The 26,177-nt window shown below is 27.6% G+C and carries 19 protein-coding genes, 1 tRNA gene and 1 pseudogene; 11 read left to right on the top strand and 10 right to left on the bottom strand.

Going from position 1 to position 26,177, the window contains the following annotated elements:
- Positions 1 to 180 precede the first annotated feature (180 nt).
- On the top strand, positions 181 to 2,001 hold the full coding sequence (locus NLO413_RS03790; RefSeq protein ID WP_045809160.1) for a lytic transglycosylase domain-containing protein: 1,821 nt from the start codon (positions 181 to 183) through the stop codon (positions 1,999 to 2,001).
- Positions 2,002 to 2,301: 300 nt separating this feature from the next.
- Here NLO413_RS03790 and NLO413_RS03785 read toward each other — a convergent pair whose 3' ends face one another.
- Positions 2,302 to 2,925 carry an SURF1 family protein gene (locus tag NLO413_RS03785; RefSeq protein WP_045809159.1) on the bottom strand — a complete coding sequence of 208 codons (624 nt, stop codon included), beginning with the start codon at positions 2,923 to 2,925 and terminating at the stop codon, positions 2,302 to 2,304.
- A gap of 181 nt (positions 2,926 to 3,106) precedes the next feature.
- On the opposite strand from NLO413_RS03785, the gene NLO413_RS03780 reads away from it, so the two are divergent.
- Positions 3,107 to 4,942, top strand: coding sequence for a pentapeptide repeat-containing protein (locus tag NLO413_RS03780; protein ID WP_052690391.1), 1,836 nt, complete (start codon positions 3,107 to 3,109; stop codon positions 4,940 to 4,942).
- Between the two features lie 211 nt (positions 4,943 to 5,153).
- Here NLO413_RS03780 and NLO413_RS03775 read toward each other — a convergent pair whose 3' ends face one another.
- Positions 5,154 to 6,407 (bottom strand): iron-containing alcohol dehydrogenase, encoded by a 1,254-nt coding sequence (locus tag NLO413_RS03775; RefSeq protein ID WP_045809158.1) that lies wholly within the window; start codon positions 6,405 to 6,407, stop codon positions 5,154 to 5,156.
- Positions 6,408 to 7,175: 768 nt separating this feature from the next.
- Between NLO413_RS03775 and NLO413_RS03770 the strand changes: the two genes are divergently transcribed.
- The 4 genes from NLO413_RS03770 (at position 7,176) to NLO413_RS03755 (ending at position 9,180) form a co-directional block, all read left to right on the top strand.
- The gene (locus tag NLO413_RS03770) at positions 7,176 to 7,904 is read left to right on the top strand and encodes a F0F1 ATP synthase subunit A (RefSeq protein ID WP_045809157.1); all 729 of its coding nucleotides are present in this window, start codon (positions 7,176 to 7,178) and stop codon (positions 7,902 to 7,904) included.
- A gap of 67 nt (positions 7,905 to 7,971) precedes the next feature.
- Entirely contained in the window at positions 7,972 to 8,193 is a 222-nt protein-coding gene (locus NLO413_RS03765) for a F0F1 ATP synthase subunit C (protein WP_045809156.1), read from the top strand.
- A 7-nt stretch (positions 8,194 to 8,200) separates the two neighbouring features.
- The gene (locus NLO413_RS03760; protein ID WP_045809155.1) at positions 8,201 to 8,701 is read left to right on the top strand and encodes an ATP synthase subunit B family protein; all 501 of its coding nucleotides are present in this window, start codon (positions 8,201 to 8,203) and stop codon (positions 8,699 to 8,701) included.
- Positions 8,701 to 9,180 (top strand): F0F1 ATP synthase subunit B family protein, encoded by a 480-nt coding sequence (locus NLO413_RS03755; protein WP_045809154.1) that lies wholly within the window; start codon positions 8,701 to 8,703, stop codon positions 9,178 to 9,180. The genes NLO413_RS03760 and NLO413_RS03755 overlap by 1 nt, the downstream gene beginning before the upstream one ends.
- Before the next feature lie 433 nt (positions 9,181 to 9,613).
- Here the strand turns inward: NLO413_RS03755 and ftsA are convergent, their stop codons facing one another.
- Positions 9,614 to 10,837 carry a cell division protein FtsA gene (gene ftsA / locus NLO413_RS03750; protein WP_045809153.1) on the bottom strand — a complete coding sequence of 408 codons (1,224 nt, stop codon included), beginning with the start codon at positions 10,835 to 10,837 and terminating at the stop codon, positions 9,614 to 9,616.
- Positions 10,838 to 10,918: 81 nt separating this feature from the next.
- Positions 10,919 to 12,379, bottom strand: a complete 1,461-nt coding sequence (locus NLO413_RS03745; protein WP_045809152.1) for a TrkH family potassium uptake protein — start codon at positions 12,377 to 12,379, stop codon at positions 10,919 to 10,921.
- 420 nt (positions 12,380 to 12,799) lie between these two features.
- On the opposite strand from NLO413_RS03745, the gene NLO413_RS03740 reads away from it, so the two are divergent.
- The 3 genes from NLO413_RS03740 to ftsH all read left to right on the top strand — a co-directional run bounded on the left by NLO413_RS03740 (position 12,800) and on the right by ftsH (position 16,069).
- Positions 12,800 to 12,887 (top strand) — tRNA-Ser (locus tag NLO413_RS03740).
- Between the two features lie 28 nt (positions 12,888 to 12,915).
- Entirely contained in the window at positions 12,916 to 14,199 is a 1,284-nt protein-coding gene (gene tilS, locus NLO413_RS03735) for a tRNA lysidine(34) synthetase TilS (RefSeq protein ID WP_232295915.1), read from the top strand.
- Between the two features lie 16 nt (positions 14,200 to 14,215).
- Positions 14,216 to 16,069, top strand: coding sequence for an ATP-dependent zinc metalloprotease FtsH (ftsH, locus tag NLO413_RS03730; protein ID WP_045809151.1), 1,854 nt, complete (start codon positions 14,216 to 14,218; stop codon positions 16,067 to 16,069).
- Here the strand turns inward: ftsH and NLO413_RS04880 are convergent.
- Both NLO413_RS04880 and lgt read right to left on the bottom strand, forming a co-directional pair.
- The gene (locus NLO413_RS04880; protein WP_156965568.1) at positions 16,066 to 16,233 is read right to left on the bottom strand and encodes a hypothetical protein; all 168 of its coding nucleotides are present in this window, start codon (positions 16,231 to 16,233) and stop codon (positions 16,066 to 16,068) included. The two genes, ftsH and NLO413_RS04880, sit on opposite strands and share 4 nt — an antisense overlap.
- Before the next feature lie 38 nt (positions 16,234 to 16,271).
- Positions 16,272 to 17,062 (bottom strand): annotated as a pseudogene (lgt, locus tag NLO413_RS03725) (prolipoprotein diacylglyceryl transferase).
- Positions 17,063 to 17,165: 103 nt separating this feature from the next.
- On the opposite strand from lgt, the gene murJ reads away from it, so the two are divergent.
- Both murJ and NLO413_RS03715 read left to right on the top strand, forming a co-directional pair.
- Entirely contained in the window at positions 17,166 to 18,668 is a 1,503-nt protein-coding gene (gene murJ, locus NLO413_RS03720; RefSeq protein WP_045809150.1) for a murein biosynthesis integral membrane protein MurJ, read from the top strand.
- A 162-nt stretch (positions 18,669 to 18,830) separates the two neighbouring features.
- Positions 18,831 to 19,739, top strand: a complete 909-nt coding sequence (locus tag NLO413_RS03715) for a hypothetical protein (RefSeq protein WP_045809149.1) — start codon at positions 18,831 to 18,833, stop codon at positions 19,737 to 19,739.
- A gap of 170 nt (positions 19,740 to 19,909) precedes the next feature.
- On the opposite strand, the gene NLO413_RS03710 is transcribed toward NLO413_RS03715, so the two are convergent.
- From NLO413_RS03710 to NLO413_RS03700, 4 genes are all read right to left on the bottom strand, one after another.
- The gene (locus tag NLO413_RS03710) at positions 19,910 to 21,589 is read right to left on the bottom strand and encodes a hypothetical protein (protein WP_045809148.1); all 1,680 of its coding nucleotides are present in this window, start codon (positions 21,587 to 21,589) and stop codon (positions 19,910 to 19,912) included.
- Positions 21,590 to 21,837: 248 nt separating this feature from the next.
- Positions 21,838 to 22,008: a zinc-finger domain-containing protein gene (locus tag NLO413_RS04820; RefSeq protein WP_084229827.1), complete on the bottom strand. Its 171-nt coding sequence runs from the start codon at positions 22,006 to 22,008 to the stop codon at positions 21,838 to 21,840.
- Positions 22,009 to 22,250: 242 nt separating this feature from the next.
- Entirely contained in the window at positions 22,251 to 23,765 is a 1,515-nt protein-coding gene (gene secD, locus NLO413_RS03705) for a protein translocase subunit SecD (RefSeq protein ID WP_458692772.1), read from the bottom strand.
- A 1,484-nt stretch (positions 23,766 to 25,249) separates the two neighbouring features.
- Positions 25,250 to 26,008: a HesA/MoeB/ThiF family protein gene (locus NLO413_RS03700; protein WP_045809146.1), complete on the bottom strand. Its 759-nt coding sequence runs from the start codon at positions 26,006 to 26,008 to the stop codon at positions 25,250 to 25,252.
- Positions 26,009 to 26,177 lie beyond the last annotated feature (169 nt).

Genomic DNA, 26,177 nt, shown 5'->3' with positions numbered 1-26,177 from the left:
TCTAGATATAACTTAATATAGCTATCCATGCTATCAAAAATATGCCTTATATTTTGCATATTACCAAACGCATTATATAATAACGTTATAAACTTATACTTACTTATATATACTTTACCATTATCTAAATCTTATGAATCACAATATTTACACTAAATTTATAACCAGAAAAATAACCTAATGTACAAATATATAAACAAGATTATCTTTACTTTTTTTCAAATAGCACATACATGTTTATTTTTCAACTGTGCTCATGGCAATATATCAGTACCATGGAACATATCTGATATAGAAATAGAAAACTTTAAATCAATACTAAATTCCGCTTACAATAAAGACTACAGTACTGCACAAAAACATGCAAAAAAGCTTAGTAAAGACTTTCTCATATTTGCTGATTGGTTACAAATATACAATAATTGTCCATCTAATGAAATAATTAGCAATTTTACAAAATTACATCCCAAATGGCCACCTTTAATTCAACATCAAGTCACAGTAACACACTCTTTGAACACCATGAAACCTCATTGCAGCAACATAAAAAGAACCGTATTTTTAAACTATAATATTCTTTCCTCAGATTCTTTTGCTACATTAGTAGATAAGCTACTATGGAATAAAAAAATCACTGCTGTAATAACAGATATTTTACCACAAAATATCCTACAACTTATCTATACACGAATAGCTTTTCAAAGAAACACTAATAGTTCTCATCAACATATTCAATATATTAAATTACATGAAAAATCTAATTTTGGAATACTATATGATTATTTAGTATTGCACAATAAAAATCACGACATCAATGACACAATATTATACTTAATATCTTTAATACCTTACACCCATGATTACCAACAAGAGTTATGGTATATATATAAAATATATATTTATAAGATTTTATATAATAGGCTATCACAGTATTATACTTTTGCATATCAACTAATAAAACACTACAATCAAACCAGTAATTCCTCAATATTAGCTGAATCTTATTGGCTTTCAGGATGGATATCTTTTGAATTTTTAAAAGATTATAAAGCTGCGTATAAACACTTTTCTGACTTATACAATATTTCCAAAACACATATAGAATATAGTCGATCAGCATATTGGGCTGCACGCTCAGTAGAATCTTTAAAGCAAACTAGTTTAGCTACTAAATGGTTTAAAAAATCTTCTGCATATAAAACAACATTTTATGGACAATTATCATTAATAAAAACAGGCATTAATTACGTAGATTTAAGCTACAATTATACATATAGTACTAACGACTTTTTAAACTGTAAAAACAATATCTTCGCTAAAATTGCATATTTATTATCACAAACAAACACTAACAATAATATTTCTGAAATTTTCACATATCATGCTATAAAAAACGCAAAAAGCATGGGTGAAATGGGAATTATTACAGAGCTTCATTTACTAAATAATAACTTTAATGTAGCAATTAAAAGTGCAAAAACTATTGAATCACAGGCAACAGTATTAAGAAGCTTATATCCATTATATACTTTCCATAAATTTATACCATCAGCAATAATATTATCTATTATAAGACAGGAAAGTCTTTTTAAACAAGATGCAGTCTCAAGATCATCTGCTACAGGATTAATGCAAATTATGCCATATACTGCTATATACATAGCAAAAAAACTTCATATCAAATATCACAAAGACTATTTAAAAGATCCTCAATATAATATAGCACTTGGTTCTTCATATTTAAAAACAATATTACAAAAATATAACAACTCTTTAATATTATCAATTGCTGCCTATAATGCAGGACCTTATAATGTTGATCGATGGATAAAAAATCTAGGTAATCCTAGTAACTTTCAGTCTATAGAACAAGTAGTCACTTGGATTGAATCAATACCTTTTCATGAGACTCGAAATTACGTACAGCGCGTTTTAGAAAATTTACAAGTATACAGTAGTTTGTTAAATAATAAAAAAAGCACCATAATTATACCTTACTAACACTCAAATGCTCTAATATTGATATTTACTCAAAGTTTAAAATTACTAAATGTTAGTTTTTTTTACATCCTATAGATTATTAAAAAACACTTTAATCTACTATTAATTCATTACAGATCCTATTTGTATCTTGCATAGAATACAGAAATAATCCATCCACAAAACAAATTCCACATATTTTGTAATATTACAACAAATAACAGCTAATAAAAGTCCTATAGAGTACCTTGAATTACAACATTGCTTAAGTTAATTATCACATTTCATATTATTAAAAAATTTAAAACATAATCTACTTATTTATACACATTTTTTTTTACGCACAAAACTAACACAATAAATAGCCCAAACGATAGCAAGAAAATACCAGGTAATTATATATTCCAAATGGTCATTACGTACTTGTAAAGTCATATTAGGTTTTAACCCACTTAATAACCATGTGTTATCAGCCCACACAATACAAGCTTCTAATTGAATATTAGAAACCTTAGCCATACTATTAATATCAAACCAAATCCATACATTATTTGCAGGATCGTTTTTAAAAAACCATCTAACCTTCTTATCAAAGTCACAATATATAATACCATTAATATTTATAATTTTGCCATCTAATTTATCAACTAGATTTTTATAATCAGTTAATATTCCTCTATTTACTAATATAGTTCGACCATCAATAAGTTTAAAAGGCTGTAAAAAGTAATAACCTGCATTACCAGCAAAAACATTAAAATAGCTCCCTACTTCAAAGCTCCCTCTAGCAATAACATTTTTATACGCATATTTTTTTACATCATCGTTTGGCAATGCGATAGGTAATGACTTCATACTATGAATAATATTAAGTTTTTCCTTAAACCGAAAAATTTGCCAAGTACCAAGCGCACACATTATACAAAAAGGCAATATTAATATCATTAATGTATAATAATTTATGTTACTTTTCACTTTACAACTCAAGAGATTACGGTTCTAATGTTAAAACTTATTATCTTAAAAGATTATCTATAACAATGATAGTTAATAATTTTATGACACTTATTATTTACAATAAAGTTTTAACTTCTATATAGTTAACTTACAAAACTCAATGTTTAACATGAATATTATTATAGCATTACCATATCACCTAATAAGGTTATCAGCATATATATTTAACTTATTGATTTTTAGCATTATCATAATACAGATTAGTTATGCACATGATAACAATGCTAAGATTTCCCTTTTAGACAATATAAAAAATATTAAATTTACAACATACACTAAAAAACATTTTGAAGATTTTATAGTTAAGTGCCACGCAAAAGGTATTCCTTTAGACTTTAAAAAAGAGTTTGGCAGCAATTTATCTGGAGCAGATTTTAGCGACCTAGATATCAGAGGATCAATATTTAAAGATGTTGTTTTAGTCCAAGCAAATTTTCAGCGTAGTAATTTATCAAATTCTGTTTTTAACAACTCAGATGCCAGAAGTGCAAACTTTACTAACGCAGATATGAGTAAATCTATTATCAAAGAATCAAATTTACAATTTGCAAACTTCACATCAACAGATCTGAATAAAACACACATACATACTTCTAATATTAGCTATGCGCTTTTTAATAACGCAGATATGCGTCATTCTATTATAGAAAAGTCCAAAGGATTATATACTTATTTTACAGACACAGAACTATTATCTACATTGATTTTAGACTCCGTAATTCAAAATGCAAACTTTCATGATTCAGAAGCTGAAGATATCACTATACAAAATAGTGATTTATCCTATTCAAACTTATTTGGAGCAAATCTCAGCAATTCAAGAATCCAAAATTCTACACTCAAAAACACTATAATGTATGGTGTAAATTTAGACTTTGCAGATTTAACAGGCAGTGATCTTAGTCACACAAACTTAGAAGTATCAAGTATATATTCAGCCAATTTTTATAACACAAACTTAAGTAATGCACAAATACATGCCGTAGATAGTAATTACACAAACTTTACAAATGCTAATTTTAACAAAACAGTATTTAATAATACAGCAATATCATACGCTATTTTAAATAATGCAACATTAATTAATGCACAGTTAAATAATTCTACAATTACAGAGTCTATAATGAAAGAAATAGATGCACGACACTCAAATTTTAATACAATAAACCTTTTTAATAACAACATGTCACTGTCTTTTTTTAGCGGAGCGACATTTCACAACACTAATATTACTAATAATAACCTTAGCATGATATCAATGAACAGCTCTGTAATAAACAATGTAAATTTTTATAATAGTAATCTATCCCATGCAAGTATCAGTTATAGTAAAATTACAAATACAATATATAAAAACATAAATGCGGAAAACTCATTGTGGTTATTATCTACTTTAGAATCTTCTAATTTTAGTAATAACATTTTAAATAATATAACTTTTGCAAAAAATAAACTCAATAAAGTAAGCTTTTTTAATAACACATTGCAAAAAACACATATTATCAAGTCTCAGTTTAATGCATCTAGTTTGTACAAAAATGATTTACTTGAATCTCAATTTCAAAATTGTACATTTAACAAAACAATAATAATTGATAATAGAAATTCACCTAATAATAAAGCCATTAATTCTACTAAAGACTTACAAGATTTTTTTACATCTACAAAAATACTTGACATAAATTATTCACATTTTGATTTTAGAAAATTAAAAATAGATGGAATTAACTTTTCTAATTCCATATTAAATAATGCTAATTTTTCAGCGCTTACATTAAAAGACGTTAATTTTACTAATGCTAATTTAAGTTTTTCCAATTTTTCGCATTCAAAATTATACAATATAAATTTTTCCGGTGCTAATTTAGAAAACTCAAATTTTCTTCAAGCTAACATACAAAATGTACTTACAAAAGGAGCAAAATTATATAATGTTAAACGGTAAATACAAAAAAACAGAGAACTATAATTGAAAAACCATAAACATATGGTTAATCTTTTATTTATAACCGAAATAAATTTGTAATTGACGTACCAAAATTACGAATAAAAAATAAGTACCTTCTATATATTATGCAGAATAAAATTCTGTGCATATTATTATGAAGGCCATATTTTGTATGCAATTTATATATAACTTTCATTAAGCTAGATACTTACACTACAGATATACCCATGTGATGAGCTATATCAAGAAAAGTAAACCTATCTCTAGTAACAAATGCTAAATTTGCAACTTGTCTATAATTAGTTACATTCCAATTTGTATGCTTGATATTATGAGGACATTCTATTTCTAAAAACATTTTCTCAATGAAATTTGGATTCAACACATTCTTACTAATTAAATTTACAATATCATTCCATTTCTCTCTAATAACCTCATTTAACATTTCCGCTTTTGCATGATTTATCATCTTATTAGATAATATACACCAAAAATCCTCAACATGCTTATTTCCAAAGCACGCTATTATATCATCTTTATTTACTACAGTAGCGTTAATTTCTGGCAAGATATTCAATATTTTATGTTGTAACCGTGACATAATCATCATTGAAACACCTATCATTTCTCCATGTAATAAATGATTATTTGGATCTAATAATTCTATACTACTAGCAATCATGTGCTCACCTTGACTAGCAGACTTACTACTTTTCACAATAAGCATTCCTATCCCTGATAAAATTAATGCTTGCATTAACGTCATCACAGTACTTTTATCATTGTACACTAACCCTAAATAGCTATCAATAAGTTCATCTTCGCTTTCTTTGCTAATTGTAAATGGCAATTCTGTATAATCGCTTCCTAACAAAAAATGTGATACTAGCCAATCTGCTTGTACTGTAGAACGACAAATAAAATCTGCAAAACCACTAACAATTAATCTTTTAGGAGAATTGACTATTACATCAACATCAATATATATCGCCTTTGGTAAATGGGCATTAAAAGAATATTTTCTACCATTATTCATTATAATAGATGCATTTAATGAAGTATACCCATTCATAGATGGTGCTGTAGGAAATACAATATAGTCTTTATTTTCAATATAGCTTGCATATTTACAAATATCATTTATGGTCCCACTTCCAAACGCCACTATTAAGTCAAATCCCTTAGCCTTTTTTACAATAAGATCTACAAGTGTTTCAGAAGCACAAAACCTCCCTGGAATAATATAATGATTAAACATATCAAATACACGCTTATCTAAAATATTAGCTGTATTTATATCCGCGACCACAAAACTGTTATGACTATGAAATTTGATAATATCACAGAAATGAGATATCAAGTTTTTATCTATATGTATAATGTTTATAACATTCTTTACTACGTCCAAATAATCATTTATACCTTTACACAATAAGGACCTTTTTAGAAATCTATCATACATAACTTTAAAAAGTAAAATAACACTCTAATATATCACACGTACCTCACAATAAAAACCTCTAAGCAATCAACCACGTATTTTTTAACATAATTAATAAAACATTGTAGGTACAAAAACATTAATTAACTTACAAAAAATATTATTGTTATATACTTAGTTTATATTCAATAATTAATGTCACCAATTTTAATTGTTTCCATAACTGCATGCTAATTAACAATCTGTAAATTAAATATAATCCCTTTAATTAGCGGCTAAAATTCATCTATAAAGGACTACTTATTAACATCACAAAGCGTTTGTATAAGAATCATATAAACCTTACATTAAAATCCACTGTATTATTATAATAACAACTGTGTATATAAGCTTTCTTATTAATTACTTCAGCATGAATAACATTACAACCAACATTATTGAATACTACAGTAATATGTCATTCAAATTACACAAAATAAAATCAACAAATTTTTAAATAAAAACAGAATAATAAAATTATTATCTAACACATAAGATTATAGCAACAATTTTTGGCAACTTTAATTCTGAAGTAAAAAGTATAGTTTTTAAAAATAATAAGCTATTTTTTTCCATAAAAACATTCAAATATATGCCCATTAGGACAATATTGTAGTCTTAAGCAGAATATATTTTGCAACACATTATTAAAATTAACATAACATCATAGCAAAATTACTTTTTTATGTAATTGACTAACATAATGTTATTGATATGATTGTTTTATTAGTATAACTATATGGAATATAGATGTCATCGAATCCCTTAGAGCAGTTTAAGGTTATCACAATATTCAAACTTCCAACTATCGCTGGATATAACATAGACTTTACTAATGCATCCTTATTTATGGTATTAACCGTTGTAATAGTTATTGCACTTTTTTATCTAGGATTAAGAAAAAATATAGTGTCACATCCTATACAACTTATAGTAGAATTTATATATGATTTTATAGCAGAAACTTTAGAAAACAATGCAGGAAAAGCTAGCTTACAGTACATACCTTTAGTTTTCACAGTTTTCACATTTATCTTAATCTGTAACTTATTAGGAATTTTACCTCTAGGATTTACTGCTACAAGCCATATCATTGTTACTTTTGCTATATCTATGGTAGTGTTTTTGAGTGTAACTATAATAGGATTCAAGCATCAAGGACTACATTTTTTTAACATTTTATTACCAAAAGGTACACCTTTATGGCTAGCACCTATGATGATATCAATTGAGTTTTTTACCTACTGTGCGCGCCCTATAAGTTTATCAATACGTCTAGCTGCAAATATGATTGCCGGACATACAATTATAAAAGTAATCGCAGGTTTTGTACTAAAAATGAGTGCAATACTTACACCTTTGCCATTTGCTTTTATTATTATCTTAATTGGATTTGAAATTTTTGTTGCAGTTCTACAAGCATATATATTTACTGTACTAACATGTGTTTATTTATCTGATGCAGTTACTACACATTAAATTTACAATTGACATATCTTATATTATAGTTATAATAACATTATTAAGTTTTGCTTAAGGTTAAAGCATGGATTCTTTAAAATTTATTGCTGTTGGATTAAGTGTTTTAGGTATGGTTGCTTCTGCGTTAGGAGTAGCAAATATATTCTCAACTATGTTAAATGGTTTAGCACGTAACCCTGAAACAGAAGATAAATTAAAGAAATATGTTTATACAGGTGCAGCTTTAGTTGAAGCTATGGGCTTATTCTCCTTTTTATTAGCATTATTATTAATTTTTGTAGCTTGACAAAGTTATGGATGTAATACCACAATTAGATACATCTACTTATTTATCTCAGTTATTTTGGTTTATCATTTCCTTTACGTCGTTATACTTTGTAGTTAGCAAGTTAGTAATTCCAAAAATTGAGGATCTTATAAGAAAGAGATATGCCATCACACAAAACTCTCTTAACAATTCTTACAATTTTTGTAAGATTTTGCATGATCATATAAACCAACAACTGTTCACATTGCAAAGTGTTAACTCTGTAGCAGATCATTCAATAAATGAAGCTCTTCAAGAGTCGCAATATATGATGCATAATTTAAAACTTACAATACATGACGAATTAAGTAAGATGTTCAAATTAGTAGATGAACAATTACAAGATACCATATTGAGCTCTAGAAAAGAGCTAATACAACTTTCTTTTGAGATAGCGTTAATATACTATAATAAGCTTTTCAATTGCAATCCTGATATGCAAAAGTTACATAATATTACCCTTCAATTGTATAAGGAGAAACTCTAATGCCTGCTAATCTTATTGTTGACATTGCTTTTTGTACTGGGTTCATGTTAATTTTTAATCCTGCTAAAAAAATTATTACTAAGTTTCTATCACAACGATCTAAAAAGGTAAACTATCATATTGAGGAATCATTAAAAGTTGAAAATAAATTGCAGTCATTACTAAATAATGTTTTAGTAAAAAGTCAAAGTTTTGAAAGTGAGGCTAACTTAATATTAAAAAATGCCCGTGAAAAACATAATAATATTATAGAAAATAGTAAAAAAGATATAGAATCAATTTTAGAAAGCCATTTAGAACTAGCTGTTAATAAAATTTCTCATCAAGTAGAACAAGCCATAAAGTCTTTGAAGTTAACTGCTTCTGACATTGCTGTTCTTGCAGTTCAGCATCTATTAAAAGAACAATGTACAGATAAAAAACATAACAGTGAGGTTACCGCCTCTGCCACAAGAGATTTGAGAAAAAAATTACATTAACCTTTTTTTCCATAATTTTGTGCAAAACTTATAGTGTATGGAAATATTTTTTTTTGCATCTCTAGCTTGTATAGTGTATTAATTTTCTTCCTTTTTTAATCACAATTACTATTTCAAGTTTGATTATTAAACTACTCTATTAAAATATTATATAACAATATAGGCCAATTTTACTAGACTTCAAATAGTGATAAAACAACTTACTTTTCATATATACTATAATTATACAAAATCTTGTTATAAATAATCTTAAATTTTATTACCCTCATCTCAATATTAAATTACATAACAACTGCTAACAAACCATTTTTTATTTACACAAAACAAATTCACTTTACTTAATAACAAGTTCTTCTATGCTTTTAAGCTTTAACATTATAACCAAAATTATAAAAACTTTTGCAATATGCTTAAAATAGCTAATGTAAATGAACTATCTTATCCATTCAAACAATTTTTTAAGCTTGTTTTTTTTATCATGAACATAACTACCACTATAGAATGTCTGTGCAACAAGCAAAGTTACGCCTATAGCAGCAGAAAATATAGGATTACGACTATATTCCACATCAAGGCCACTTATACTAACAGGAGTTCCTATTCTCACCTGTTTATTCAAAATATAACTAGCAATTTCTTTCATACTCATCAATTGGCTACATCCTCCTGTAATAACTACTTTTCTAACAATATTTTTTTGTCTTTCCAATTTACCTTTTACTAATTCTAATATTTCTTCAATTCTTGGCCTAATTATATTAATAAGGTCTGATTTCATAACTGATATTAATTCATCATCATGATCATCGTTTTCAGCTTCAATAACATAGTTCTTATCCGCAGATGTTAACATGATATTACCATGCAAAATCTTTATACGCTCTGCGCTTTTAACACTAGTATATAACCCATAAGCAATATCTCTAGTAACATGCATTCCACCCAAAGGTATACTATCAGCATAAACAAACTTTCCTTTATCAAAAATACCAATAGAAGTATAACCGCCTCCCATATCAATAATTACTGTACCCAGTTCCTTCTCATCATCAGTTAAACAAGCTAACCCAGATGCATAAGATTCTGCAATACATCCAGCCATATTTAAATTACTATTAGTAATACAATTTTCTATATTTAATAATGCTAATTTTGAAGCTGTCACCACATGCATATCTGCCTTTAATTTGCTACCATAAAGGCCTTTTAATTCTGTGATACTACTAATATTATCAAGATGATATGCTATAGGAATATTATGAATAATGACATCATTATCACAACACTTTTCATAAGTTTGTAGTACAATCCTTTTAACATCACGATCTGATATTTCATGTACTGTAGAATTAATTTCATTAACAACATTATATGAAGAAATACCACATCCAGAAATGTTAATATACACCTGATCTATTGTCTGTTCAGCAACTTGTTCTGCAATATCTATACTTGATAAAACTGAATAACTTGCATGTTGCATATTTGTAATTGCACCACCATTAATACCGTCAGCAGCTTTATAACCTATTCCTATAATTTCAGGCTCTCCATTGTTATGCATTTTTACTGCAAAGCATACCATTTTTGTTGACCCCATATCTAGGATTGCAAAAATGTTCCTCCTTGGTTCCGTCATTACAGCAGAATGTAACATATTTTTTACTCTAAAAATAAAAAATACAAATCAGTCCTATCTTATATCCTTATCAAAACATATCAAGTGTTTTTACATTAATTAAGAAATATACAACTTTTTACATTTATAAAAAATCAAATACGCAAACGCAAAAACTGGTATTATTTCCAGTCTGCCTATTAACATTAGACAAGATAACAATAATTTAACTAGCGGTAACAAACTATTATAATTACCTTTTGGCCCAACAATTTCACCTATTCCTGGACCTGTATTCGCTAAAGTAGCAATAACAGCCGTAATAGAAGTTACAATACTTTCTCCACTTAACGATATAAGAACACAGGATACAATCAGAATAGCAATATACAAAAAGAAAAATATACTTACTTCTAATAATATATTGGAATTTATAGCCCTATTATAAAAGCAAAAATATACTTCTTTGTAATCACCAAGTACAATATTTTTTATATATTTTTGAACACTTTTTAGTAAGATTAAGATACGGTACATTTTAACACCACTATTTGTAGAACCGCTACAACCTCCAATAAACATAACTAAACATCCTAATATAGATACCAATCCCCAATTACTATAATCACAATTTGTAAACCCAGTAGAAGTGCTTAATGATACAAAAGAAAAAACTACACATCTTAGGCAGCGTATAAATTCACCTTTTATATAAAGATTATTATGATAAATCCATATCATACTCAATATTGAACATCCAATAATAATAAAAATAAGACAAATAATTTGTATATCAAAAAAACGTTTTTCTGACATTGCCCTCAGATACATATTAAAGGGACATGAACTTAAAAGTATAAACACTATGGCTACATTCTCCACATAAACACTATTAAAATGCTGTAAAGAATCATCATAATTTGAAAACCCACCCGTTGATGTAGTAGATAATGCATGACAAATTGCATCAAAAATAGACATTCCAGCTATTCTATAGAACACAGTACACAATATTATTAATGTAATATATACCCCAAATGTATACATTAAAGTCTTAAAAAGGCCAAACTTAAATCTTACTGAAGTATCAGAAGATTCGCAATGATACAAGCTATGCAGGCTTATCACTTTTAAGCAAGGAAACAAGAAGATACCTGTTACAATTATTCCTAATCCTCCTATAGAATTCAAAATAGAACGCCATAATAATATGCCTGGTGATTTTTCATGCAAATTACTTAAAACCGTTGCACCTGTTGTTGTAATTCCAGATGTTGCCTCAAAAAAAGCATCAATATAAGATAGCTTAGTATCAGACAAAACAAAAGGTATCGATGATAATATTGAAAGTATAATCCACACATTACTTGTAATACTAAATACCAACACTTTTTTTAGGGCGCATAATTTTCCAATAAATATACAAATTATCCCAAAAGAAAATACTATTAAGCTTGATATTACAAACCCTTCCCAAGCATATTCAGCATAAAAGTTCACCATTGCTGGAACAAGCATAATATTTGCAAACAGTAAAGAAAATACTCCTACAATAAAAATTATTGCACGTAAGCTTTTCATCAGTCACCAAAATAATACATTTATGTATAGTGACCTACTATAAACACCCTAAAAAAAATATGAAATTATTTTTTACAATTACAAAGATATTTTGCTTTATTGAGTAATGTAAAATTAGTAATATTTTTATGTAAAATATAGGTTATTAAGTTAAGTAATAAGCTAAAAAATCAATAATTTTAAACAAAAATATCTTTCCTTTTATGTAATGACAATCTTATATTTTCGTTACTTCAAATACATACTAAACATAAAATATATAGTTGTCTTTCATCTTTCAGTCCTTTTATTTTTATAGTATAGCTTTAACATAATACCATGTGTTACCGTACTAAAAAATACAAAATTTTTACAATATTAATTATTATAATTAAAAAACATTTATATAAATACTATTTCTGCTAAAATTACTCCCATTAAGGAAAGATGGCTGAGTGGTCTAAAGCGCACGCCTGGAAAGTGTGTATACAATAAACTTGTATCGAGGGTTCGAATCCCTCTCTTTCCGCGCTTACAATAATAATATGTTGGTAGTTATGAATTTAGAGTCAAGGTTCTTACATAAAATGCAAGAATTAAATCTACAAAAAAACTATGCTGTTGCAGTGTCAGGAGGGGTAGATAGTATTACTTTATTATACTTAATATCCATATATCATAACGTAAATACTAAATTTCATCCCATAATTCTAACAGTAAATCATGGATTACGTGAAGAAGCAACACAAGAAACTCTATTTGTATATAATACTTCACAAAAATTAAAATTAACCTGTCAGATCCTAAATTGGAACGGCATAAAACCTACAAGCAATATTCAGTCAGCTGCTAGAACCATTAGATATAGTCTATTACATGAATGGTGCGATCTCAACTCCATAAAGTATCTCATAACAGCTCATCATAAAGATGACCAAGCAGAAACTATTTTTATGAGATTAGAAAGAGGTAGTGGATTAGATGGATTATTAGGAATGCAAGAAAGATCTAGATTCTATACTATAGAAATATTAAGGCCTTTTCTCTGTTTCACAAAAAAAGAAATACTACATTATGCATTACAAAAACAACTTAATTGGATAGAAGATCCTAGCAATACAAATACAAAATACAAAAGAACTTTATACCGTAACTTTATTAAAGTAAGCAAAAATCCAGATGTTTTAGTTAATAGGTTACATACAACGGCAATACATATTAAGCGTGCTGTAAATTGCATATTATATTATGTACATGCTGCACTTAATGATTGTTTAGAATTTAACAAATTAGGCTTTATTAACATTAAATTAAATAAGTTTAATGAAGTTCCAGAAGAAATAGCGTTAAGGTTGTTTTCATATTCACTTATGGTTATAGGAAAAAAAAGTTATAAACCAAGATATGAAAAATTTATCAAACTTTTTCATAAAATAAAGAATGATTTATCCATTCCTCCTCACACATTTTACAACTGTAAAATTATAAGAAATAAAGACAACACTATATCTATTATAAAAGAAGTTGCATCAATAAAAACACAATATATTAATCCATACACTAAAGAAACAATCATATGGGATAATAGGTTCTTACTTAAAATACACAATATTAGCGCTGAGCAAGTTAGTATTACACCTTTAAGCAATAATCCTATACCTATACACCTTAAGAAACTTTATAAAGAAGCTGTGTATAGCTTGCCTATATTAAAGAGCAAAGATAAAATTCTTGCTTACCCTCTACAAAATAATAATATAGATAATATTCCTGTAATTAGCATTGAAGATGTGCTAATTAAAAGAAATATTGTCAACTTAGTTTACAGTCAATTTAATTAATAGGGAGCTGCTAATTATGCGAAAAATAACTGAAGGATTGGTTATTTGGTCTGCAATAATTATTTTAATAACCGTACTATATATACAGTTTAATAATAAAATTATCGGAAATAGTAATATTAAATTACCATTTTCCGAATTCTTAAGCAAATTAGACAATAACGAAATAGAAAGTGCTGTCATTACCGATCATAATATTGAAGGAATACTACGAAACGGCTCAAAGTTTCGTACAAATGGCATAATATATGATAATTTAATAAAATCTCTACAAGCTCATAAAGTTACTTTTAGCTTTGCATCAGATGAAACATTTTTAGGTATTATAGGCAATATCTTCATTTCCTGGTTCCCAATGTTTCTACTAGTTATAATATGGTTTATTTTTTTAAAACAAATGCAAGCTGGTGGAAACCGTACAATGAGCTTTAGCAAATCACGTGCACGTCTTATGACAGAAAATCGCAACAAAGTGACATTCAATGATGTTGCAGGTATAGATGAAGCAAAGGATGAATTAGTTGAAATTGTAGATTTCTTAAAACATAGACAAAAATTTCAAAAATTAGGAGGTAGAATACCAAAGGGATGTTTACTTATAGGGCCCCCAGGAACTGGTAAAACTTTACTTGCACGTGCAATTGCTGGAGAAGCAAATGTACCTTTTTTTAGTATTTCAGGCTCCGACTTTGTTGAAATGTTTGTAGGAGTTGGTGCAAGCAGAGTACGCGATATGTTCGAACAAGGCAAAAAAAATGCTCCTTGTCTCATTTTTATTGATGAAATAGATGCTGTAGGAAGACACCGTGGCATAGGTTTAGGTGGTGGTAATGATGAAAGAGAACAAACACTTAATCAACTACTTGTAGAAATGGATGGATTTGAATCAAATGAAGGAGTTGTTATTATTGCTGCAACAAACCGTCCTGATGTCTTAGATAATGCACTATTAAGACCAGGAAGATTTGATAGACAAGTTACTATACCAATACCAGATATTAGTGGAAGAGAAAAGATAATAAATGTACACATAAAAAAAATTCCTATAGCTCCGGATGTTAGTATAAAAATAATTGCAAGAGGTACTCCAGGGTTTTCTGGTGCAGATTTAGCAAATCTAGTAAATGAAGCAGCACTAATAGCAGCCAGATTAAACAAAAAAATAGTTACTATGAATGACTTTGAATATGCAAGAGACAAAGTTATGATGGGGGCAGAAAGAAGATCAATGATAATGACAGATGAAGAAAAAAGGTTAACAGCATATCATGAAGCCGGTCATGCTGTAATAGCTTTCTATACTCCAGCATCTGATCCTATACATAAAGCAACTATTATTCCACGCGGTAGAAGTTTAGGACTAGTAATGAGGTTACCTGAATCTGATCGTGTGTCTCACACTAGAGAAAAGATGATCGCAGACCTTACAGTAGCAATGGGAGGAAGGGCTGCTGAAGAATTAATATTTGGATACAACAAAGTAACAAGTGGAGCATCATCAGATATACAACAAGCTACTAATCTTGCTAGATCAATGGTCATGAAATGGGGTATGAGCGATAAAATAGGGCCTCTATATCATAGCGAAGAAAAAAATGAAACTATATCTAATAATTTAGCAAACTTAATCGATAAAGAGGTTAAATCTATAGTATCGTCTGCATTAGAAAGGGCAAAAAATATACTTAATGAACGTTTAGATGCATTGCACATTATAGCTGAAAATCTTCTAGAATTTGAAACACTAACTGGAAATGATATTAAAGATATTATTGATGGTAAAAAACTAATCAAAGATAGCGTTACCAACGATCACCCAGTGAAAAGTTCCTTTGCTAACTTAACACACACAAAAAAAGATGCTAGCTAGCAATGCTCTTGTTCAATACGTTTAGCATTTTTCACCTGCACATCAACTAAGTATGACAGCGGGTTATTCATACCCTCTTCATATGACTCTATTAGGTATTGCCCCTGCAAAAACGGAGAGCTAAGCCTTTTATTACTTTTTATATCATAATGAAATAATGACATAAAAAGAACCTTTGCATAAACAATACCACATAATATCACTACTGGTATAATTTTGCAATACTTTTTAACAACAAAAGTATACCCACTACTATCATAGGAACTGACAATAATTGTCCCATTGTAATTTCATTTAGCAAAATATAACCTACTTGAATATCAGGTTCACGAAAAAATTCTATAATAAATCTAAAAATTCCATATAACGTTACAGTAATTCCACACAACAATCCTTTTTGATTTTTAGCAGTTGTAAAATGAAAAAGAAAGTTAGTAATACAGAATAACAACATTCCTTCAAAAACAGCTTCATACAATTGGCTAGGATGTCTAGGTAATAAGTCATTACTTGCAGGAAATACAATACCCCAACCTACATTTGTTACTTTACCATACAGTTCTCCATTAATAAAGTTTGCAATACGCCCTAGAAACAGACCTAAAGGTGCAGAACAAGAATATAAATCTAGTACAGATAATATGAAAATTTTTTTTTTAAACAAAAAATCACAGTAACAATTAGTAATCCTATTAAGCCTCCATGAAAAGACATTCCTCCATGCCATATTTTAACAATTTCAAAAGGACACTGTAAATAAAAACTAAGATCATAAAATAGTACATAACCTATTCTTCCACCAATAATAACTCCAAGCATTGCTAATGACATTAGTGAATCATAGTCTTCTCTGCAAAAAGTGACATATTTATCTATTCGAGCTATGTACCAATATGAAAATAACGCTCCCACAACATATGCTAAAGAATACCAACGTATTTCTATATAACCTATTGTTAAAGCTACAGGATTTATGTTTGCTAATTTTAACATTAAATCACGTATACTAAAGACAATTGACATAGTCATTTAGCTATCCTATAATAATGTAGAATACTTGTAAATCCTATGATTGTTTCTTGCATAAAGTCAAGTAATGCTAAAAAAAATTTTCACTTTTAGTTTTTTTACCTTAATTTCTAGAACGTTAGGATTACTACGAGATATGACAATTGCATATAATCTTGGAGCACATGAGTTATCAGACATATTTCTTGCAGCATTTCGCTTACCTAATTCATTCAGAATATACTTTGCAGAAGGACTTAGTGCTGCATTCATACCAGAATATTCAACAAAACTCATAAATAAATCTTCAGCAGCAGAATTTGCAAATAATATTTTCTCAGTACTAGCAATAGCATTAGCAGTCCTTTGTGCAATATTAATGTTTTTTTCTCCTCAAATATTTAAAGTATTTATTCATGGATTTTCTAGCCATATCGATAAATTAGGGCTAGCTGTTAATTTAACAAGAATCATGATGCCATATTTACTCTTTATCTCTCTTGCTACTTTGATTAATAGTATTTTACAAACTCATAACTTTTTTGCAGTAACTGCTTTACTACCCGTCATTTTAAACACTTGTTTAATTTTAAGTACATTTATACCCCACTTCCACACTACATGTATATATAATCTTTCAGTATCAGTGCTAATTGCAGGAATTTTACAACTTACCTTAGTATTTTGTGTAGCATATAAAAATAAAATAGGGGTGCATATATGTGTACCAAAATTTAACAGTGAAATTGCATCATTTTTAAAAAGCACTATAGTATCGGTGTTACATAATTGTATATCTCAGATTAGTGTTTGGATTAATACCATATTTGCAAGTTTTATTCCAGGTGCAATATCTTACATTTATTATGCTGAAAGAGTACATCAACTTCCTCAAGCATTAATAGGTATTTCTATTGGTACTGTTTTATTACCTGCACTTTCAAAAAAGATACAAAACAATAATTTTCAGAATATTATTGATATTCAAAACAGAGCTTTGGAAATAGGATTAATGTTTATCATTCCAGCAACAATATCATTAATCATTATACCTGATGCAATATTGCTAACATTACTAAATTATGGTCAATTCAACCATATAGCAATTTATAATACAATACCTGTCTTAATTGCGTTTGCATTCTCCTTACCATCTTTTGTAGTGAGTAAAATATTTTTAGTTTCTTTTTATATACGTAAACAAATCTATATACCAACATTTTCTTCATTAATATCACTAGTAGTAAGTGTTATTTTTAATATCATACTTATGAAATTTTATAAACATACGAGCATTGCTATTGCAGCATCCATTGGATCATGGACAAATGCTATTTTACTCATATCCTACTTAAGGACTCATAACCTGTATAAAATTAGTACTTCGCTTCCATTAACATTAATACATATAGTTATATCATCCATAGCAATGACAGTTGTTATACTAATAATATATCATTTTTTACAACCACTGTTTTTCTACAGAGCAATTTTCAGGTGTATCGGGTTGGCAATACTAATAATTTTTGGAGCACTAACATATTTTTTTACATTATGTTGCGTTTTTAAAACAAAAATTACACTGTCATAATATATTTATTTAGCCAGTGTAAAAATATTTCAAAGTTATCAGCAATTGCTAGATTACAGTTTCTTTATAATAGTAAAATTATTAATATATAACAATGAAATTATTTTTTTTTTAAGAAAAATTTATTAACATAGTAAAATACAATTTAAAAGTGTAAAGATAATGATAAAAACTATTATAGTTACAAAAAAACAAATAGATTTGTTATTTACAGATCTCAATACAATAGAACACTTTATAAAAACATTTACAGTATTAGATAAACATAAAGCTGCTAAGGCATTATTTTCGCACGCTGTTACCATAAATTACGATAATAATAAAGCCACATTATCTACTACTCAACAATTCAGTTATAGTGAAGTTAACCATATGGTAAACTATATGCTAAATCATGGTTTTCGTATTAATGCCGACTTACTTGCAGAAACATTAAAAAAAGCCTGTAATCTTGATACACACAACTTTTTTATATGTAACTATTCTAATAATCCTCAATTTAGCATTAATATATATAATAATACTATAATAATGCACCCAATATCAAAAAATTATCTAGATCTACTGTCACAAGAAAATAAATCTTTAATAAATTTACTAGAATCAGATGACACAACGTGTGATGTTACAGTTAATAATACAACCCGTTCTATAGACATAGTAATTCTCAAGAATGTATATAAGACCATTGAACATTTTGTAGATATTTTATTAAAAGCTAACATTATAGAACAATCAGATAAAGATGATGTACTTCCAACTTTAATAAACTTAGCTTTTCGCGATTTTACAACTCATGAATTAAAAATCGTTAAAAACATTGCCCAATATCCAAATGATCATTCTTTAAGTAAATACAAAAACATTGCAAAAAATGCTGAAACCATATTTTCACACTTAGCAAATGATCAACATCTTGATAGTCAATCCCTAAACCAATTAAAAAATGCTTTAAATAATAGGGGGGATTTTTCCACTGCTCCATGTATAATAATGCAAAGTTTCAAAAAATTAGATAAAAACTTTCATAAAAAAGTTCAATATATTCTTAGCAAAAGTACACATAATTAACTTATATATATTTTAATAATAAAAAATAGCCAAACTTCTCTTATACACATACAGTTTGTGTTACCATTAATTATTTTTCGATCAAAAAAATTTAAGATGTTGTTATTATATTCATAATAAATGAGCAACCCTACTTTCACAAATGTTTAATAATAAGTTATGTGTATTTGCTACATAGTAGTCTTACTCCTTAATCCACTACAACTTGGCATTAACATACAACTTGACATTTCATTGCTTATATCATCATTTGATAGTAAGTATGTATTATCACTTTCATCGTTATACTCCTGATCTCGCACAGCCTCATTACCTTCTTCTTGAACACCACTTTCTTCTTGTAGCATAAACTCACTCCCAAAAACACCTGCCATACACGCCTCTTTAAGAAATGGCTCTTGAATCTTATCAAATGCTTTATTATACTGAGTTACATAGCCTTCTTTTACTAAATTATCTAATTGTTTCTTTATTGTTAAATACGCAGTAGTGCTAAGATGTAATTCTGAAGCTACCATCCTATCCTTTGCATAACAATTGCTTATCCCAAAAAGTATACATGTCATTATAGTAGCCATTGATAATAATGCTACAGATATCCATTTCTCATATGTAAAAAGAAACATATTGGAAGTATTGTTAATGATAGAAATTAATGTCACAGCAGCCATCATAGATGTAATAGCCGTACATATTGTTGATATTACTCTAATTTTTACATTTCTAACACAAAATAAACTTATAAATCCTAGCAATAATACTACATAAGATGTAAAAGATCCATATAAACTCGTTATTCCTTTGTTAAAATAACACCCTAATATTAACTGCATAATCCTAGAACAGCCTACAATAGCAATTACAAAAAGCAAATAATATCTTAAGGCAAGTTGTGCTTTAGTTAATTCTTGATCTTTAGCTATAAGTAAAAATACATCCTTATCACTTACTGCTTTGCCTATTGGAGTAGTACAATTTTCGTTTATAGTTGCACCCATACATACAGACTCCTCATTAAAATAATGAGCATCTTTACTGTAACGTACAACCTTATTCCTAAATACATCTTTTATATCATCACAGCAATTAAACATCACATCATAAGAAGATTGTGGAACCTTTGATATATATTCCCTATATTGCCAAGGCCGTAGGTTAAAATAATTACTTCTCGTAAGATCCTTTTTGTGCCCATGATAAGCAACAATTATAATTAATGATAATGGCGGAATGCAGAAAGCAACACCTGTAAATATAATCCTCAGTGCTTTTTCGTAAAAAGTTAGCAATGACCACTTTTCTGCATAAAAACAAGCATCATATAATTTATGACTTATTGGCTTAGAACTATAGTCATAATTTACAATATGAGTTTTTAGGTTACTATCTTTAAGAATACTACATTGAATATCAGGAATAAAATTAGGATATAATTCTATTTGTTCAAATAATTCAGCTTTTAACAATACTATATCAACATCCCTATATGTACTTACAGCTTTCCTCTCATGAGCTTCTACAACTGAAACATTATATGATAACCTTTCAAATAAATTTGAAGCTAACTTTATAGCATTATCATCATTACAAATAAATATTCTATCCAAATATTTTTCACTACATTCAAACAAAAATTTTCCTTCAGGATTCTTTGTATAAACTTCTAATATTGAAGTAAAAGACTCATTATCATATAGTATTTCACTAATGTCTATTGCTCCTTGAGCGTACAGCTCAAACAATTTATCTTGTAATGACACTACACCACGTACAAATTGTCCTCGATTAAATATACCATAATTCTGTGTATAAAATATCACACTATGTAAATCTCTAATACGTAGTTTCATAATTTTAACCCATATTCTATTGTGTATTGGTATAAGTTATTAAAATAATTAAACAACTTTATAAATTATTATATATTAATTTTTTTTATTAAAATATTTTTTTATTAATAAATTAATTCTATATTATTTAATCTTATATCTTTTTATACTTTACTTTTAAAATATATTTATATGTATAGTTTCTATTAAACCCAAATTTTGCTAAAATAGTGTTACTACAGACATAACAGCTATACTTTACACATTGTTTAATTCTCAGTATAAAAAAATACCTTACTACAATAAGGACAAACTACCTTTTCACTATTAGTAAAAGTCAAATATACTTTTGGATGCTCAACATAATTATTATCATCACCTTTTCCACTACACCATACCACTTTACGTTGATAATCTTTCACTTTCTTTTCTGTAATCATAAAATACCTACTTATAAAATGTTTTTATAAATTTAGCATACACAAAAAATCATTATAATTACTGCTCTTACACTATATATTTACTATAGTATAACTAACGTAAATAACACATGCATATGATAACTTTATATTTAAGTTAGTTGTTTCTATTTACTATAGTTAATATAAAATACTCTTACATGCCTTTTTTATTATTCTAGTTACATGTTTTATGAATAAATTTGCAGGTATGTATACAAATATTATATTTTCACAATTTTTAACTTCATTACTGCTACCCACAAATCTATAAGAAGCCTTGTTAAGGTAATTGCTGATAACATAGAACATATAATTCCTATGGATAAAGTAACAGCAAATCCACTAATTGGTCCACTACCTATCATAAACATAATTACTGCAACAATTAATGTTGTAATATTTGAATCAAAAATCGTTGACATAGCATTTTTAAACCCTGTATCAATAGACCATCTAAGTTTATTAGTAGCTTTTATCTCCTCTCTTATTCGCTCAAAAATAAGAACATTTGCATCAACAGACATACCAATAGTTAAAGTAATTCCCGCAATTCCAGGTAATGTTAAAGTAGCCTGTAATAACGTTAATATAAAAAGAATAAATATTATATTAAATACTAACCCAATTACAGCAATAATACCAAAAGGGCCATAAATTAGTATAATGAATATTGAAACCAGTAAAATTGATGTAACCATTGCAACTTTACCTTGAGCAATAGAATCAGCTCCTAAACTTGGTCCTATAGTTTTTTCTTCAACAACATGTAATGGTGCAGGTAATGCCCCAGATTTTAACAGAATTGCTAATTCTTTTGCTCTATCAAAAGTAAAATTTCCACTAATTTCACCACTTCCTCCCATAATTGGCTCATTTATTATAGGAGCTGTTAATACAACATTATCTAATACTATGGCAAAAGGTTTACCAAAATTTTCTTTAGTAATCTTAGCAAACTTCTTAGTGGCAAAGGTATTAAATTTAAAATATACAACTGCTTTACCTACTTGATTTACACCTGCACTTACATCTATTAGTGAATCTCCACTAATTTCAACTTTACGTAATACAGGATAAGTGTTACCCAAACTGTCATGAAGCAAAACTGTAGTAAAAGAATTAATATCACTAAGCTTTTTCACATCTTCTAGTAGGTGAAAAGTTAGCCTAGCAGTTTTTCCAAGTAAAGACCTAATATTTTTAATATTATAAATTCCTGGTATCTGCAAAGATATTTTATCTGTCCCATGACTTTTTATTGATATTTCTTTAGTACCAGATGTATCTAATCTACGCTGTATATTATTAATAGAACTAGACATAATATCTCTATATACTTTTTTAATATATGCTTTATTAAAAGCAATAGTGATGTATTCTACTTTATCTACAATCTCAATATCTTTATATTTTTTTTTTATTTCATAAATATTTTCTTTATTGTTTAAATTTAAAATCAATGTTTCTTGATTAACATAAAGCTGAGTATATGATATTTTTTCTCTTTGTAAAAAATCCTTTAATTCATCGCTTAAATTATATAATCTCTCTTTCAAATGTTCTTGAAAATCTATCTTCAACAACAAATATCCTCCTCCTTGCAAGTCTAATCCCAAGTTTATCTTATTTTTTGCTAACAAAAAACTTCCTTCTATAAAATTAGGCAATATTGAATAAACTGACACAACACATAACAAAAATATAGCTATAGCTTTTATAGATAATCTCATACTAATAATTCAAAAAACAACAACAACTTATTATATTTTATTGATAACCCACGAAGATAGTGTTTTTTATTAATAATGCTTTAAAACTAATTATTAAATTATAATGTCAAAAATAACTAATACCATTTATAAAAAGACTACAGCAACAACCGTTATTTCATTATTCAAAACACGTATAGAGAGTTATATAAATACAATTTAAATATCATTAAAAGTATAGCAATATCTTACAGCACCAACAATAGTTAATTTACATCTTGCTTCAATTCTATTTCCATTACAAGCTATCACTAAAAATGATACATTTTATTCTCTATTTCAAGGTAAAACTACTAAATATATTATGCTATTAATCCTTTATTAAAACTCTTAAAAGCTACTTTATTAGTAAGAACCCACAATACATATAAACAGAGCATATTACAGTACATTGAGGAAAATACAAACAAAAAAGTCATACCCTATAAATATTAGCACTAAAATTTACACTAAAAAACCCTAAATATAAATACCAACTTAATATAAACTACAATATAATAAAGCACAACTTACAGTAGTTATTATAAGTAATAATAAAAAAATCTTCTTTTACTAGAAATCCTTAATCATATTCATAATAGCTGGTTTATGATGCCACCTATATAAACGTAATTACTTACATTAACAGAGCTTAAAAAAGCTGCAAAGAAATTTTACACTCTCTTTTAAAATTAATCCCAATTAAAATATCAAGTACTTAATCATAAGCAGCAATAAATTATCCCATAGTATTGAACAATATAAAAGCATGCTTTGCTAGGAGTTACCGGTTCAGAAAAAACATTTATCATGGCAAATATTATAAAAATTTCCTGCTTTAATCATAACACATAATAAAAACTGGCTGCACAAACATATGAAGAAATGACATCATTGCTTCCAAATAATACTGTAAATTTGTATCAAAAGTTCCTTACAACTAGTTTTGAATACAAAAATCTTCACCAAATTATCATATTTTTCAATAAGTATAATTTTATAAAAGATTTACTAACCACATAATTTATAGCAACCTTTTGCTTGCACAAAATAAGGTTATACAAAAAATATTTATCATCTCATGGATTTTACTGTAAACACTTCATAACAAAATTACTTTGTAATATCAAAAACTTACGCATACTTATAATATAAAATTCACTATCTCTCATACAAAAATAACCACACTTATTATTCATATTGATTATCAACTTCCTTATGTTACAAATTAGCTGAATTATAAATAAATTAATATTACTAATATTGAAAATATAACATCTCTTTCACACTGTTTGTACTTGAATATCACATTAATTCACAAAAAAGTTATAAGTAATGTAGCGTATCCGACAATTATTAATACGTAATATATTGGATAAAACATAGGTTATTTCTATTTGGCATGTTATAGTTTATAACATTTTAAACCTATGTATACAATTATAATAAAATTAAAGATATTATATTTACCATTAAAAATATAATTTACTCTCATAGTGACTTATATCATATGGGTCAACTTTTACATTATCCCCGCATGCTATACATGATTTATTTGCAGAAAATTCATAAGTAACAAAGCTATTATTTTTTAAGTCTATCCTTTGCAATTTTCCTACCAAATTTGTAGAGATATTTATCAAATATTTAATCACTTCCATAGATACTATACTGCCCACTACTCCAACAGTGGAACTTAATATTCCTGCATTAGCACAATTCAACTTAATACTCATATGCCGATTTTCAAAAAAACAACGCAAACAAGGTTTCCCATAAGAAGGTATTGTTAATACTTGACCTATAAATCCAATAGCTGCACTATGTATTAACGTCTTACCCATTAATACGCATGCATCATTAAGAAATAATTTAACTGCTAATCTATCAGTACAGTCTACTATAATATCAACACTATTAAAAATGCTTTCAAAATTTTTAGGTCCTATAAAAACATTCAACGCTTGAATTTCTACATTAGAATTAAACTGTTCTATAAATTCCTTAGATTTTAATACTTTACTATTACCTATATCCTGCTCTTTGTAAATTATTTGTCTATTAAAGTTAGAAATTTGTATATTATCATCATCACATAATACTATCTTCCCAATACCACTTGCAGAAATCAAAGGTATAACAATGCTTCCTATCCCTCCGCACCCAACAATTAATACTCGACTATTCTTAAGACTCTTTTGACCTTCTATTCCTATTTGAGGAAGAATCATTTGTCTTACATAACGCTTTTCTTCCAATTCAACACCATACTTTTAAATCTTACTAACTTAAATTAATAAAATTACAATACAAACAAAAACATACCTACTATCACCACTAGTATAACTGCTGATTATTGCTTCATGAATTTAAGCAATTATTGATTCTTGGATATTATCA

The organism is Candidatus Neoehrlichia procyonis str. RAC413, from assembly GCF_000964795.1.
Taxonomy (GTDB): Bacteria; Pseudomonadota; Alphaproteobacteria; order Rickettsiales; family Anaplasmataceae; genus Neoehrlichia; species Neoehrlichia procyonis.
This window is presented reverse-complemented; position numbering and strand designations above follow the sequence as displayed.